The sequence below is a fragment of the Burkholderia sp. JKS000303 genome, from assembly GCF_002563755.1.
GTDB lineage: Bacteria > Pseudomonadota > Gammaproteobacteria > Burkholderiales > Burkholderiaceae > Burkholderia > Burkholderia anthina_B.
On sequence record NZ_PDBZ01000001.1, the window covers coordinates 2,271,885 to 2,285,765 of the forward strand.

Sequence of the window (13,881 nt, forward strand, 5' to 3'; positions counted from 1 at the left end):
TAGCGCTCAATGATCGTTCAGGAGACACCATGAAAACGCTCGAAGACCACCTTTCCCAGTACGCGGCCTACCACCGCGACGCGCGCAACATCGCGACGCACCTGGTCGGCATTCCGATGATCGTGTTCGCGGTCGAGGTGCTGCTGTCGCGGCCGGCGCTCGGGATGCTGGCCGGCGTCGCGCTGTCGCCGGCGCTGCTGCTCACCGTGGCGTTCGCCGTGTTCTACCTGCGCCTCGACCTGCGCTTCGGGGGCGTGATGACCGCGCTGTTCGCGCTCGGGCTGTGGGCCGCGCAGACGCTCGCGTTGCTGCCGACCGCGCAATGGCTCGGCGTCGGCATCGGCGCGTTCGTGGTCGGCTGGATCGTGCAGTTCGTCGGGCACTGGTTCGAAGGGCGCAAGCCCGCGTTCGTCGACGATCTCGTCGGCCTGATGGTCGGGCCGCTGTTCGTTGTCGCCGAAGTCGCGTTCTTCGCGGGGCTGCGCAACGATGTGCGCCGCGAAGTCGAGCGGCGCTCGGGGCCCGTGCACGGCGGCGCGCACTCGCATGTCTGACGTGTCGGCTGCGTCGGTCTGCGTGTTCGGCGCGGGTGCGATCGGCTGCTATCTCGGCGGCCGGCTCGCGGCGGCGGGCGCGCACGTGACGTTCGTCGGCCGGACACGGATCGCCGATGCGGTGCGCGCGCACGGGCTGACCCTGACCGACCGGCGCGGCTATCGCGCGCAGCTTGCGCCGGCGGACGTCGCGTTTTCGACCGATCCGGCTATCGCGGCTTCGGCGCGGCTCGTGCTGGTCGCGGTGAAGTCGGCCGCGACGCAGGACGCGGCGGCGCAACTGGCCGGTGTGCTGCGGCCCGGCACGGTCGTGACCAGTTTCCAGAACGGCCTGCACAACGCCGACGTGCTGCGCGACGCGCTGCCGCACGCGATCGTGCTGACCGGCATGGTGCCGTTCAACGTGATCGAGCGCGGGCCGGGCGCGTTCCACCAGGGCTCGGCCGGCGTGCTCGCGGCCGAGGTGTCGCCCGCGCTGCAGCCGTTCGCCGACGCCTTCGCCCGCGCCGGGCTGCCGCTCGCGCTGCACCGCGACATGCGCGCGGTGCAATGGGCGAAGCTGCTGCTGAACCTGAACAACGCCGTCAATGCGCTGGCCAACCTGCCGCTGCGCGACGAACTCTCGCAGCGCGCGTACCGGCGCTGCCTGGCGCTTGCGCAGCGCGAAGCCCTGCACTGGCTCGCGCGCGCCGCGATCCGGCCGGCACGGCTGACGCCGTTGCCGAACGCGTGGCTCCCCGTGGTGCTGGCGCTGCCCGATCCGGTGTTTCGCGCGCTCGGCGGCCGGATGCTCGCGATCGATCCGCTCGCGCGCTCGTCGATGTCCGACGATCTTGCCGCGCGCCGCGCGACCGAAGTCGAGTGGATCAACGGCGAGATCGTGCGGCTGGCTGCGCGCTTCGGCGCGCAGGCGCCGGTCAATGCGCGGCTGTGCGCGCTCGTTCGCGCGGCCGAAGCGGCGGCAGCGCGTCCGGCCTGGTCCGGCGAAGCGCTGTGGGCGGCGCTGTCCGCGCAGGCGCCGCACGCGGCGTAGCGGCGACGGTGTGCTCCCGGCAGGCCTGCGCCGCGCACGCCACGCACGATGCACAACGGCTAAGATGCGGAGTGCGTCACAAGACCGGACGCGTACGCGGAGCAATCGCCATGGTGGATCGCCCGACTCTCGATGCCTACGAAGCCCATGCCGCGCAATATGCGCAGGACTGGCTCGACCAGGCCGCGCCCGACGATATGTACGCGCTGCTCGAGCAGCATTTCTCGCCGGGGCTGACCGCGGACGTCGGCTGCGGTGCCGGGCGCGACACCGCGTGGCTCGCGTCGTGCGGATTCGACGTGCGCGGCTACGACGCGAGCGCCGCGCTGCTCGACGAGGCGCGCCGGCGCCATCCCGGCCTGACCTTCGAACTGGCCGCGCTGCCGGCGCTGGCCGGTGTGCCGTCCGGCGTGTTTCGCAACGTGCTGTGCGAAACGGTCGTGATGCATCTCGAACAGGCGGATGCGGCCGCGGCCACGGCACGGCTGGCCGCGCTGCTGGTACCCGGCGGCACGCTGTATCTCAGTTGGCGGGTGGCCGGCAACGGCGCGCTGCGCGACGAGCGCGGCCGGCTGTACACGCCGCTCGATTCTGCGCGGATGCATGCGGCGCTCGGCGCCGGCATGCAGGTGATCGACGAGCACGAGGTGGTCAGTTCGTCGTCCGGCAAGCGCGTGCACCGGCTGATCGCGCGCCGGGCCGGCACCGGCCTCGCTGCCGATGGCGCCGCATGAGCGCGGCGCGCACCTTCATTCGCGGCTGAGCGCCGCTTCCCAGTTGATGTCGACGCAGAGCACCTGCATGCCGGTCGCGGCCGTCGCGGCGACCGAGCCGGTCACGCACAGGTGCGCTTCGTTGATCGACAGGTACGGCGGCGTCACGTGCACGCGGCCCGGCGCACGCATCGCGTGGATGAAGTACGGGCGGCGCTCCCAGCTCGCGCCTTCCGAATGCAGCAGCGGCCGGAAGCGTTTGGCGCGCTGCGAGACGCTGCCGCGCGCGAGCACGTTGTCGCCGATCTGGCGGCCAGACGCGTCGAGCAGGAAGCAGCGCGCGGTTTCGGGCAGCCCGAGCACCGCCGCAGCTGCATCGAGTAGCGGCTCGCCCGCGGCGAGCTTGCGGCTCGCTTCCTCCAGCGCGGCGATGTACGGCGCCAGGCGCTCCGCCTGCGTGCGTTCGCGCTGCGCGACGCGCAGCCGCAACGCGGCCGACAGCGTATCCATGCAGCCGGCCGCGGCCTGCGGCTGTACCGGGTCGACGCTCGGCCCGGCGAAATACTGCCCCTGCACGAAATCCACGTCGCATTCGAGCGCGATCAACGCGTCGCGCTCGGTCGAGAGCCCGCCCATCAGCACGAGCTGGCCGGATTCGTGCAGCAGCGACACGAGCCCGGGCAGCACGCGCTCGAGGTGCGAGTGCTCGCTCGCCTGCGCGAGGATCCCGCGGTCGAGCGACACGATGTCGGGATGCAGGTGCCACACGCGGTCGATGTTCGAATGCTTCGCGCCGAAGCCGCCGAGTGCGATCAGGAAGCCGGCCTTGCGCAGTCCGTCGACGATCGCCGCATAGCGCGGCGTCTCGCCGCCCGCCTGTTCGGGCACCTCGAGCACCACGCGATGCGGCGGCAGGCCGAGCGCCTTCAGGTTCGCGAGCAGCGCGTCGCCGTAGATCGTGTCCATCAGCGCGGCCGGATGCAGGCTCAGGAAGAGCCATTCGTCATGGCTGTCGAACGCGTGGAAATTGCCCAGATGCAGCGATTCGGCGAGCCGGCCGAGCTCCAGCAGGTCGCCGCGCCGCGCCGCCTGCGTGAACACTTCGTGCGACGCGACCTGGCGGCTTTCCTCGTCGTGCGCGCGCAGCGAAGCGTGATAGCCGATCGCGCGGCGGTGCGACACCGAGAACACGGGCTGAAACACGCTGAACACGGTGTACGCGCCGTACAGCACGGTGCGCCGCTTGCCGTCGTCGCCGGCGACGGGGCGGGGCGGCTGGAAGCCAGGGGGATCGATGTCGATCATGCTCATGATGTCGGCCGAAGGAAGACTGCCAGTTTACCTACAGAATAGGCCAGCAAGAAGCATGCGCGGCATCGGGCCCCGTGCGGTGGCCCGTCGCGACCGGCTGCCGCCGCGCGCGGCAGCCGGCCTGCACCGCCCTGGTGCGTGGCGCGCCGGCGTGGTGTGTGCCGCGGTGCGCGCCGTGCCTCATGCGCGTTCGGACGGGTCGGTCTTGTGCGCGCGGCCGCGGATTTCCGGCGCGAGCTGCGCGAAGATCCACGCGGACGCGGCCGTGATGATCCCGACGCAGATGAACGTCGCATGGAACGCGGGCAGCGTGTTGCTCGGCGTCACCGTGCGCAGCATGCCGGTGAAGGTCGCGAGCAGCGCACCCGCGACCGTGACGCCGAGGCTCATCGACAGCATCTGCACGAGCGAGAACAGGCTGTTGCCGCTGCTTGCGCCGCCGGTGCCGAGATCCTTCAGCGTCAGCGTGTTCATCGCGGTGAACTGCATCGAGTTGAAACCGCCGAACAGCGCGAGATGGACGACTTTCACCCATACCGGCACCGTGTCGCGCATCAGCGCGAAGCTCGCCATCATCACGCCGACCATGATCGTGTTCGCGAGCAGCACCTTGCGGTAGCCGTGCTGCGTGATCAGCCGCGTGATGAGCCGCTTCGAGAACATCCCGGCTGCCGCGACCGGCAGCATCATCAGCCCGGCCTCGAACGCCGAATAGCCGAGGCTCACCTGCAGCAGCAGCGGAATCAGGTACGGCATCGCGCCGCTGCCGATCCGCGCGAACAGGTTGCCGAGCAGCCCGACGCTGAACGTATGGATCTTGAACAGCTCGAGCGAGAAGATCGGCTGCGGCGCGCGCACCGCGTACAGCCCGTATGCGACGAAGCACGCGAGGCTCAGGATCAGCAGCACCAGCACGGCCGCGTGCTGCATCCCGAGATCGGCGAGGCCGTCGAGCGACAGCGAGATCGCGACCATCCCGATCGTCAGCAGAAAATAGCCCTTCAGGTCGAAGCGGCCAACCGCCGGGTTGCGCGAATCGGGCATCGAGTAGAAGGTCGCGATGCAGCCGGCGACGCCGACCGGCACGTTGATCAGGAAGATCCAGTGCCACGACGCGATCTTCACGAGCCAGCCGCCGAGCGTCGGCCCGATCAGCGGGCCGATCAGCCCGGGAATCGCGACGAACGACAGCGCGGGCAGGTAGCGTTCGGCCGGGAACGTGCGCAGCACCGCGAGCCGTCCGACCGGCAGCAGCATCGCGCCGCCGACCCCCTGCACGACGCGGAACACGACGAGCTGCTGCAGCGTATGCGCGTTCGCGCACAGCAGCGAGCCGAGCGAGAACACCAGGATCGCGCTGAAGAACACGCGCCGCGTGCCGAACGTGTCCGCGAGCCAGCCCGAGACGGGGATCATCACCGCCATCGTCAGCGAGTACGCGATCACGACCGATTGCATCCGCAGCGGCGATTCGCCGAGGCTCGCGGCCATCGACGGCAACGCCGTGTTGACGATCGTCGAATCGAGCGTCTGCATGAAGAAGCCCGTCGCAACGAGCCAGAGCATCACGGTGAGGTTCTTTTCGCCGGGAGCGGCGGCGGGTGGGCGTTGGAACATGAAGGCTTGGCCGGTGGCGCGGGACAGCCGACATTGTAGGCAAAGCCGCCGTGCCTCGCAGGATCGGCCCCCATCACGGGATGCGCCAAATCGGCCGGCTGCGGCCGCGGCCGGATACTGATCCGCCGACAGGCCGGTACAGTTCAGCCGAAACTGTCTGCAGGCGTACCTGTCCGTGTGCTGCCACCGTCCGAAATACTGGTGTCATCGAACCCACGCGATCCGGAGGCGGCCATGCGCGAACTGCGACTCTACGAGATGGACGGCAACGAGCCGGCCGGGCGGTGGCGCATCGTCGATCGCACCGCGCTGCTGGTTGCGGATGGCGACCTGTGGGTGACGGTCGAAGGTCGCCTCGACGATCACTGGCTGCGCGCCGGCGAATCGCTGGCTCTGTTGCCTGGCATGCGCGTATGGATCAGTGCGGCGGCGGGCGGCGCGGTGTTTTCGTTCGGCCCGCAGCCGGCGCCGGCCGTGCAGGCCGCGCATGGATGGCGGCGCACGGTCGCCGCCTGGCGCAGCGGCCGCGCTCAGGCGGGCGCGTCGCTGCCGACGTAGCGTGCACGGGGCCGGATCAGCTTGCCGTCCGCATACTGTTCGAGCGCGTGAGCGATCCAGCCCGCGGTGCGGCCGGCCGCGAACAGCGTAAAGGCGGCGCCGCCCGGTAGCGCAAGCGTGCGCTCCAGTACCGCGAGCGCGAAATCGATCGCCGGCCGCAAGCCGGTCGCCGCTTCGACGCGCGCGGCGAGCGCACGGGCCGCGCGCAACGCCGGCTGCTCGGGCAGCGCGGCATGCAGCGCGTCGAGCAACGCGCGCGCACGCGGATCGCCGTCGGGATAGAGCGGATGCGCGAAACCGGACAGCATCGTGCGCGCGCCGTCCGCGCGCTCGTCGTGCGCGAGGCGCAGCGCAAGGTAGCGATCGAGATCGGCGGCGCGCGCCGCTTCGTCGAGCAAGGCGCCCGCGCGGAACGTCTCGCCGCCGTGGCGCGGGCCGGACAGCGCGGCGAGCCCGCCCGCGATCGCGCCGAACAGGTGCGTGCCGGTCGATGCGATGCAGCGCACCGCGAAGGTCGACGGATTCAGCTCGTGATCGGCACACAGCACGAGCGCGCGGCGCAGCAGGTCGGCTTCGTCGCGCCGCCGGATGCGCCACGCGCTCGCGAGCTGTCGATGCACGGGTGCGTCGTTCGGTGCGATGCCGGCCAGCGCGGCCGTCGCGATGCGCAACAGCAGCGACGCCGCTTCGAGCTGCGCGTCGCGCCCCTGCGCCCACCGGCGCGGCAGCGAGGCGGCTGCGGCCGGCAGTAGCACGAGCGTGCGCTCGAGCGGGGCGAGATGCGCCCAGCGGCCTGCCCACTCGTCCCATTGCACGGTATCGAAGCCGGCCGCCGCCAGCGATGCGGCTGCAAGCCGCGCAGGCGGACAATCCCATAACCGCGCGGCCGTTTCCTCGAGCGTCGCGTCGCGGGCGAGCGCGATCGCATCGGCGCCGCGATAGCGCAGGCAGCCGTCGGCGATCTGCGTGATCCGCGATTCGAGCACCGGCACGCCCCAGTCGAGCGAGCGTTCAGCCACGCCACCCGCGCGTTTCGCGTCGGCGCGGCGGCGCGCGAGCAGCCGCACTTCGTCGGCGTCGTAGATGCGGCGCTTGCTCGCGCCGTCAGGCAGCGAGCGCAGCAGGCCGCGGCTCACATACGCATAGAGGGTGCTCACGCTGACACCGAGAATGCCGGCCGCTTCCGGCGCGCTGAGGGACGTCATGCCGATCGCTCCTGTCGGGGCGCATGAAGCGCGGCCCGGTTACAACTATTCGTTATGTATTGATTCGCGCTATCAAGATTGATCGCATCTGTTGCGAATTCTAGACTCGATTCCATCTCCTCAACCGCCCGCTTGCACCATGGCACCCGAACTCGCATTGACCCATCTGTGGCAGCTCGCGCACGGCGAGCCTGGTGCGCTTGCCCGCGCGACCGTGACAGGGCAGGACCCGACGTTGCCGTCGACGTTCCAGGTCGGCATGCTGGCCGCATCGACGATCGCGGCAGTCGGGCTTGCGGCAGCCGAATGCCACCGGTTGCGCACCGGCGTCGCGCAGCGCGTCGACGTGTCGGTGCGCGACGCGCTCGTCGCGTTCCGCAGCGAGCGCTATCTGCGCGTGGACGACGGCCCGGCGCCGGAGCCGCGTCATCCGGTGACGGGTTTCTACGACACGCGGGACGGTCGCTGGATCCAGCTGCACGCAAACTTTCCGCATCACCTGCACGGGATTCTCGACGTGCTCGGCTGCGGCCCGCAGCGCGACGAGGTCGCCGCGGCGATCCGCACGTGGGACGGCGCGACACTCGATACCGCGCTGGCCGAGGCCGGCCTCTGCGCGGCATTGATCAGAACACCTGAGGAATGGGCAGCGCACGACCAGGCGCGCGCGATCGCATCGCTGCCGCTGTTCGAGATCGAACGGATCGGCGATGCGCCCGTCGAGGCGATCGGTCGCGGCGAGCCCGATCAACCGCTCGCCGGCGTACGCGTGCTCGACCTCACCCGCATCATCGCGGGGCCGGTCGCGGGTCGCACGCTCGCGTCGCACGGCGCACAGACGTTGCTCGTCAACGGCCCGCACCTGCCGAACATCGCATCGCTCGTGATCGACAACGGGCGCGGCAAGCGCTCGACGTGGATCGACCTGCGCGAGACGGCGGGTGTCGCTGCGCTGCGCGATCTCGCGCGCGACGCCGACGTGTTCCTGCAAGCCTATCGCCCGGGCGCGCTCGCGGCGCGCGGGTTCTCGCCGCAGGCGCTGGCCGAGTTGCGGCCCGGGATCGTCTGCGTGTCGGTGTCGGCGTACGGCCATGCGGGGCCGTGGTCGACGCGGCGTGGCTTCGACAGCCTCGTGCAGTCGGCGAGCGGCATCGCATGGCAGGAGCAGCACGCCGCGCACGAGGTGGGGCCGCGCCACCTGCCGTGCCAGGCGCTCGATCATGCGACGGGCTATCTCGCGGCGTTCGGCGCGATGATCGCGCTCGCTCGCCGCGCGACGGAAGGCGGAAGCTGGCACGTGCGGCTGTCGCTCGCGCAGACGGGGCGCTGGCTGCAATCGCTCGGCGCGGTGCCGGACGGCCTGCGTGCGCCGGACCTGACGCTCGACGACGTACGCGACCGGCTCGACCGGACGGCGTCGCCGTTCGGCGCGCTCGATGCCGTGCGTCCTGCCGAGCACCTGTCGGCGACGCCGCCGCGATTTGCGCGGCCGCCGGTGCCGCTCGGCACGGACGAAGCACGCTGGCTGTGAGCGCCGGCGCTGCAGCCGGCGTGACGGTCGTTACTTGCGCAGTTCGACGACGAAGTCGTAGTAGTCGTTGCGGCAGTAGGTATCGGTCAGCTCGATCGCGCGCTGGTCGGCCGTATAGCCGATCCGCGTGATCAGCAGCAGCGCGTCGTGCGGCGCGATGCCCATCTGCTGCGCGATTTCGTCGGTCGCGTTGACGGCGCGAAAGTGCTGCAACGCGCGCACGATCGGCGTGCCGCGCGCTTCGAGATAGCTGTACAGCGAACCGCCGATCGCCTGCGGATCGGGAATCAGCGTGGCGGGGAACGTCGAGTTTTCGACGGCCATCACGATGCCGTCGGCCAGGCGCAGGCGCTTGAGCCGCGTGACCGACGCGGCCGGCGACAGCCCGAGCTGGATCACTTCGTCGCGGTTGGCCGGCTGGATTTCGCGCTCGAGCCATTGCGAGCTCGGCTTGAAGCCGCGGCGCTCGAGCATCTCGCTGAAGCTCGACAGCCGCGACAGCGGATCCTCGTAGCGAGGCTGGATGAAGTTGCCCGCGCCCTGCGTGCGACGAATCAGCCCCTGCTCGACGAGCAGCGCGATCGCCTTGCGCGCGGTGATGCGCGACACGCCGAGCGCTTCGGACAGCACGCGTTCGGACGGCAGCGCCTCGCCGGCTGCCCAGCGATTGTCGTGGATCGCGTCGCCGAGCTTGCGGGTGAGCTGCAGGTAGAGCGGCGTGTCGTTGTCGGGGTCGGGGCGCAGGTCCTGCCAGCGGTCGTCCGTGGGTGCCTTCATGGGATGCGTATCGATCAGGTTGCCGGCCATTCTAAGTCATCATGCTGCGCCGTTAATAGCCGGTTTTTGCCGTGTAATAGGTAGGCGGCACGTCGATTGACTACACTACGGTGCGGTTTGTCCGCGTCACGCGCATGCGGTGACACGAGAACGGCCGGCCGCCGCGTGGCGCGCGCAGCAGGTTGTCGTGGCAACGCCGGATCTGAAAGCCGTCCACGGCATGCCTGAAATCGCCCGCATGGTGGCGTGGTGCGTTGCTGGTCCCGTTCGACGGCGAGCGATTTCGCGCATTCGTCCGCGCGCGACATCGGTAGAGAGAACCTGGCGTCGTACTGGACGCTTCGGCCGCGATGCGCGGCCACGAACCTGCAGAGAGGAGCGCATGACAGACACGATCGCGACGGTCGTCCTGCCGGACGGCGAGACGATCCCGAAGCTTGGCCTGGGCACCTGGGAAATGGGCGAGCGGCCGGGCCGCCGCGCGGACGAGATCGCCGCATTGCGCGAAGGTATCGACCTCGGGATGACGCTGGTCGACACCGCCGAGATGTACGGCGAAGGCGCGACCGAGGAACTCGTCGGCGAAGCGTTGAACGGGGTGCGCGACAACGTGTTTCTCGTCAGCAAGGTGTATCCGCATCATGCGAGCCGGCGCGGTGTCGTCGCCGCGTGCGATGCGAGCCTGAAGCGCCTGCGTACCGATCGCCTCGACCTGTACCTGCTGCACTGGCGCGGCTCGGTGCCGCTCGAGGAGACGGTCGAAGGTTTCGAGGCGCTGCGGCGCGCGGGCAAGATCCGTCACTGGGGCGTAAGCAACTTCGATACGTCCGACATGGCCGAGCTCGTCGACGAGGCGGGCGGCCGCGCGTGCGCGACCAACCAGATCCTCTACAACATCGCGCGGCGCGGCCCGGAATTCGACCTGCTGCCGTGGCTTGCCGAGCACCGGATGCCGGCGATGGCCTACAGCCCGGTCGACCACGGGCGGCTGCCGAAGCACTCGCCGCTCGACGAGATTGCGCGGCAGCGCGGCGTGTCGGTGATGCGCGTCGCACTCGCGTGGGTGCTCGCGCAGCCGGGCGTGTTCGCGATCCCGAAGGCGTCGCGGTTCGAACACGTGCGCGACAATCGCGCGGCGCTCGATCTCGTGCTGAGCGACGACGAACGCACGCAGCTCGACGCGTATTTCCGTCCGCCGCGCAGCAAGCGCGCGCTCGAAATGCTCTGAACGATGCCGCGCGCCGATCAGCGCGCCGGCGCGTCGGCTGCGCGCTGCCAGCGATGGAACAGGATCGACGCGATCCAGCACACGAGAAACAGCGCGACGATGCCGTAGCCGATCGTGCCGAAGCGCTCGCCGAGCGCGTCGAGCACATCGCGCACGGGGCCGGTCAGCGACAGCTTGTCGGCGAGCAGGCCGGCGGCCTCGATTCCGCCGATCGCCAGCGCGACGAGGGCCGACACCAGCGTGATGCTCGCGTTGTAGAGCAGCTTGCGATGCGGGTCGTCCATCGCCCATCCGTATGCATGAATCATCAGCACGTTGTCGGTCGAGTCGATCAGCGTCATGCCGGCCGTAAACAACGCGGGAAACAGCATGACCGCGTAGATCGGCAGTCCCTGGCTCGCCTGCGCGGCAGCGATCGCGAGCAGGCCGATCTCGGTGGCGGTATCGAATCCGAGCCCGAACAGCACGCCGACCGGGTACATGTGCCAGCTCTTCGACACGAAGCGAAACAGCGGCCGCAGCAGCCGCGACACGAGGCCGGCCGGACGATGGACGTGCGCGGCGTCGTGCGCATGCTCCGGCGCGCCGCGATAGCGCCGCCACACGTCGCGCAGGATCATCAGGTTCATGCACGCGAGCATCAGCAGGAACGTTGCCGACACTGCCGTGCCGATCGTGCCGCCGATGTCGCGGAACGCATCGAACCGGTCGCGCAGCGCGAACGCGGTCGCCGCGACGCCGAGCGTGGCGGCGATCACGATCGTCGAATGGCCGAGCGAGAAGAACAGGCCGACGGTCAGCGGACGCTGGCCGTTCTGCATCAGCTTGCGCGTCGCGACGTCGATCGCCGCGATGTGATCGGCGTCCACCGCGTGACGCAGCCCGAAGCCGTACGCGATCGCCGCGGTGCCGAGCAGCAGCGGATGGTCGTGCAGCACCGCGAGCGCCCAGAGCCACACGGCGACGTTCGCGGCGATCAGGCCGCCATACAGCATCAGCAGGCGGCGCAGGGCAGGGGTCGGGGGCATCGTGAGGGTTCCATCGGACGAATCGCGATGTATTGTGGCATGCGAAAAAAATGCCTGGCGGGCCGATCGAACGCGATGTCGGCCGCGCGCGTCGATGCGTTCGGCGGACGAAAAAAAGCCCGTCCGGAACCGGACGGGCTTCGACTTGCCGCGGCAGGGCGCAAGGCCCCGTCGCTTACTTCACTTTCGCGTTGATCACGCCTTCCGACACGTTGGCCGGCGTTTCCGCGTACTGCTTGAACTCCATCGTGTACGTCGCACGGCCTTGCGTGGCCGAGCGCAGCGACGTCGAATAGCCGAACATCTCGGCGAGCGGCACTTCGGCGCGCACCAGCTTGCCGCCGCCGCCCGCGATGTCCTCCATCCCCTGCACGATGCCGCGCCGGCTCGACAGGTCGCCCATCACGTTGCCCATGAAGTCCTCGGGCGTTTCCACCTCGACGGCCATCATCGGTTCGAGCAGCACCGGCTTCGCGCGGCGCATCGCTTCCTTGAAGGCCATCGAACCGGCCATCCGGAACGCGTTTTCGTTCGAGTCGACGTCGTGGTACGAACCGAACGTCAGCGTGACCTTCACATCGACGACCGGATAGCCCGCCAGCACGCCGCTCTTCAGCGTTTCCTGGATACCCTTGTCGACCGACGGAATGTATTCGCGCGGAATCACGCCGCCCTTGATCGCGTCGACGAACTCGTAGCCCTTGCCGGGGTTCGGCTCGAGCGTGATCACCGCGTGGCCGTACTGGCCGCGGCCACCCGACTGCTTGACGAACTTGCCCTCGACGTCCTTCGCGGGCGTGCGCACCGTCTCGCGATAGGCGACTTGCGGCTTGCCGACCGTGGCTTCCACGCCGAACTCGCGCTTCATCCGGTCAACCAGGATTTCGAGGTGCAGCTCGCCCATCCCGGAAATGATCGTCTGTCCCGATTCTTCGTCGGTCTGCACGCGGAACGACGGATCTTCCTGGGCGAGACGGTTGAGCGCCAGGCCCATCTTTTCCTGGTCGGCCTTCGTCTTCGGCTCGACGGCCTGCGAGATCACCGGCTCCGGGAAGATCATGCGTTCGAGCACGATCGGGTTAGCCGGATCGCACAGCGTGTCGCCGGTGGTCGCTTCCTTCAGGCCGACGGCCGCCGCGATGTCGCCCGCGCGCACTTCCTTGATTTCCTTGCGCTCGTTCGCGTGCATCTGCAGGATCCGGCCGAGCCGCTCCTTCTTGTCCTTCGTCGCGTTCAGCACCGTGTCGCCGGATTCGACCACGCCCGAATACACGCGGAAGAAGATCAGCTGGCCGACGAACGGGTCCGTCATGATCTTGAACGCGAGCGACGAGAACGGATCCTCGTCGTTCGGATGACGTTCCGCTTCCTTGTCGTGCAGGTCGTGACCGAGAATCGCCGGCACGTCGGCCGGCGACGGCAGGTAGTCGATCACCGCGTCGAGCATCGCCTGCACGCCCTTGTTCTTGAACGCGCTGCCGCACAGCATCGGCACGATCTCGTTGGCGATCGTGCGCTTGCGCAGCGCGCCCTTGATCTCGTCCTCGGTCAGCGATTCATGGTCGTGCAGATACTTCTCGAGCAGTTCCTCGCTGGCTTCGGCAGCGGCCTCGACCATCTTCTCGCGCCATTCGTTCGCGAGCTCGACGAGATTCGCCGGGATGTCTTCGTACGTGAACTTCACGCCCTGGCTTTCGTCATCCCACACGATCGCCTTCATCTTCACGAGATCGACGACGCCCTGGAAATGATCCTCCGCGCCGATCGGAATCTGGATCGGCACCGCGACGCCCTTCAGGCGCTCGCCGATCTGGCGCTGCACGCGGAAGAAGTCCGCGCCGATGCGGTCCATCTTGTTGACGAACGCGATGCGCGGCACCTTGTACTTGTTCGCCTGGCGCCACACGGTTTCGGACTGCGGCTGCACGCCGCCGACCGAGTCGTAGACCATGCACGCGCCGTCTAGCACGCGCATCGAGCGCTCGACCTCGATCGTGAAGTCGACGTGCCCGGGGGTGTCGATGATGTTGATGCGGTGTTCCGGATAGTTGCCGGCCATGCCCTTCCAGAAGGCCGTGGTCGCGGCCGACGTGATCGTGATGCCGCGTTCCTGCTCCTGCTCCATCCAGTCCATCGTGGCCGCGCCGTCGTGCACTTCACCGATCTTGTGGCTCACGCCGGTGTAAAACAGGATGCGCTCGGTCGTCGTGGTTTTGCCGGCATCGATGTGAGCGCTGATCCCGATATTGCGATAGCGCTCGATGGGGGTTTTGCGGGGCACGTGAACCTCCTGGTGGTTCGGATCGTAAGCGGGCCGACTGCGGCG

12 protein-coding genes are annotated in these 13,881 nt (G+C 69.1%); 6 read left to right on the forward strand and 6 right to left on the reverse strand.

Annotation, left to right across the window (positions count from 1 at the left end; genetic code table 11):
- The first annotated feature begins 29 nt into the window (after positions 1-29).
- The 3 genes from BX604_RS10990 to BX604_RS11000 all read left to right on the forward strand — a co-directional run bounded on the left by BX604_RS10990 (position 30) and on the right by BX604_RS11000 (position 2,321).
- On the forward strand, positions 30-554 hold the full coding sequence (locus BX604_RS10990; RefSeq protein ID WP_098550831.1) for an Mpo1 family 2-hydroxy fatty acid dioxygenase: 525 nt from the start codon (positions 30-32) through the stop codon (positions 552-554).
- Positions 547-1,587, forward strand: a complete 1,041-nt coding sequence (locus BX604_RS10995) for a 2-dehydropantoate 2-reductase (protein WP_098552826.1) — start codon at positions 547-549, stop codon at positions 1,585-1,587. The genes BX604_RS10990 and BX604_RS10995 overlap by 8 nt, the downstream gene beginning before the upstream one ends.
- A gap of 110 nt (positions 1,588-1,697) precedes the next feature.
- On the forward strand, positions 1,698-2,321 hold the full coding sequence (locus BX604_RS11000) for a class I SAM-dependent methyltransferase (protein ID WP_098550832.1): 624 nt from the start codon (positions 1,698-1,700) through the stop codon (positions 2,319-2,321).
- A gap of 15 nt (positions 2,322-2,336) precedes the next feature.
- Here BX604_RS11000 and BX604_RS11005 read toward each other — a convergent pair whose 3' ends face one another.
- Together BX604_RS11005 and mdtD are read right to left on the reverse strand one after the other, a co-directional pair.
- Positions 2,337-3,611 (reverse strand): EAL domain-containing protein, encoded by a 1,275-nt coding sequence (locus tag BX604_RS11005; RefSeq protein WP_098550833.1) that lies wholly within the window; start codon positions 3,609-3,611, stop codon positions 2,337-2,339.
- Positions 3,612-3,791: 180 nt separating this feature from the next.
- Positions 3,792-5,228, reverse strand: a complete 1,437-nt coding sequence (gene mdtD / locus BX604_RS11010; RefSeq protein ID WP_098550834.1) for a multidrug transporter subunit MdtD — start codon at positions 5,226-5,228, stop codon at positions 3,792-3,794.
- Positions 5,229-5,462: 234 nt separating this feature from the next.
- Between mdtD and BX604_RS11020 the strand changes: the two genes are divergently transcribed.
- On the forward strand, positions 5,463-5,786 hold the full coding sequence (locus BX604_RS11020) for a DUF2917 domain-containing protein (RefSeq protein ID WP_098550835.1): 324 nt from the start codon (positions 5,463-5,465) through the stop codon (positions 5,784-5,786).
- Here the strand turns inward: BX604_RS11020 and BX604_RS11025 are convergent.
- On the reverse strand, positions 5,759-6,991 hold the full coding sequence (locus BX604_RS11025) for a citrate/2-methylcitrate synthase (protein WP_098550836.1): 1,233 nt from the start codon (positions 6,989-6,991) through the stop codon (positions 5,759-5,761). The genes BX604_RS11020 and BX604_RS11025 overlap by 28 nt on opposite strands.
- Before the next feature lie 139 nt (positions 6,992-7,130).
- Here BX604_RS11025 and BX604_RS11030 point away from each other — a divergent pair, with 139 nt between their 5' ends.
- Positions 7,131-8,522 (forward strand): CoA transferase, encoded by a 1,392-nt coding sequence (locus BX604_RS11030; RefSeq protein WP_098550837.1) that lies wholly within the window; start codon positions 7,131-7,133, stop codon positions 8,520-8,522.
- A 30-nt stretch (positions 8,523-8,552) separates the two neighbouring features.
- On the opposite strand, the gene BX604_RS11035 is transcribed toward BX604_RS11030, so the two are convergent.
- Complete coding sequence (locus BX604_RS11035; protein ID WP_057926215.1) at positions 8,553-9,299, reverse strand: GntR family transcriptional regulator; 747 nt, start codon at positions 9,297-9,299, stop codon at positions 8,553-8,555.
- Positions 9,300-9,681: 382 nt separating this feature from the next.
- Here BX604_RS11035 and BX604_RS11040 point away from each other — a divergent pair, with 382 nt between their 5' ends.
- Positions 9,682-10,527 (forward strand): aldo/keto reductase, encoded by an 846-nt coding sequence (locus tag BX604_RS11040; protein ID WP_098550838.1) that lies wholly within the window; start codon positions 9,682-9,684, stop codon positions 10,525-10,527.
- A 17-nt stretch (positions 10,528-10,544) separates the two neighbouring features.
- Here the strand turns inward: BX604_RS11040 and BX604_RS11045 are convergent, their stop codons facing one another.
- A complete protein-coding gene (locus BX604_RS11045; protein ID WP_098550839.1) occupies positions 10,545-11,555 on the reverse strand; it encodes a HoxN/HupN/NixA family nickel/cobalt transporter in 1,011 nt (336 codons plus the stop codon).
- 175 nt (positions 11,556-11,730) lie between these two features.
- On the reverse strand, positions 11,731-13,836 hold the full coding sequence (gene fusA, locus BX604_RS11050) for an elongation factor G (RefSeq protein WP_098550840.1): 2,106 nt from the start codon (positions 13,834-13,836) through the stop codon (positions 11,731-11,733).
- Between the last annotated feature and the right edge of the window lie 45 nt (positions 13,837-13,881).

What these genes read in the sequence shown, in the direction of transcription:
- BX604_RS10990 (WP_098550831.1), top strand. Translation starts at nt 30, where the DNA reads ATGAAAACGCTCGAAGACCACCTTTCCCAGTACGCGGCCTACCACCGC.
- BX604_RS10995 (WP_098552826.1), top strand. Translation starts at nt 547, where the DNA reads ATGTCTGACGTGTCGGCTGCGTCGGTCTGCGTGTTCGGCGCGGGTGCG.
- BX604_RS11000 (WP_098550832.1), top strand. Translation starts at nt 1,698, where the DNA reads ATGGTGGATCGCCCGACTCTCGATGCCTACGAAGCCCATGCCGCGCAA.
- BX604_RS11005 (WP_098550833.1), bottom strand. Translation starts at nt 3,611, where the DNA reads ATGAGCATGATCGACATCGATCCCCCTGGCTTCCAGCCGCCCCGCCCC.
- mdtD (WP_098550834.1), bottom strand. Translation starts at nt 5,228, where the DNA reads ATGTTCCAACGCCCACCCGCCGCCGCTCCCGGCGAAAAGAACCTCACC.
- BX604_RS11020 (WP_098550835.1), top strand. Translation starts at nt 5,463, where the DNA reads ATGCGCGAACTGCGACTCTACGAGATGGACGGCAACGAGCCGGCCGGG.
- BX604_RS11025 (WP_098550836.1), bottom strand. Translation starts at nt 6,991, where the DNA reads ATGACGTCCCTCAGCGCGCCGGAAGCGGCCGGCATTCTCGGTGTCAGC.
- BX604_RS11030 (WP_098550837.1), top strand. Translation starts at nt 7,131, where the DNA reads ATGGCACCCGAACTCGCATTGACCCATCTGTGGCAGCTCGCGCACGGC.
- BX604_RS11035 (WP_057926215.1), bottom strand. Translation starts at nt 9,299, where the DNA reads ATGAAGGCACCCACGGACGACCGCTGGCAGGACCTGCGCCCCGACCCC.
- BX604_RS11040 (WP_098550838.1), top strand. Translation starts at nt 9,682, where the DNA reads ATGACAGACACGATCGCGACGGTCGTCCTGCCGGACGGCGAGACGATC.
- BX604_RS11045 (WP_098550839.1), bottom strand. Translation starts at nt 11,555, where the DNA reads ATGCCCCCGACCCCTGCCCTGCGCCGCCTGCTGATGCTGTATGGCGGC.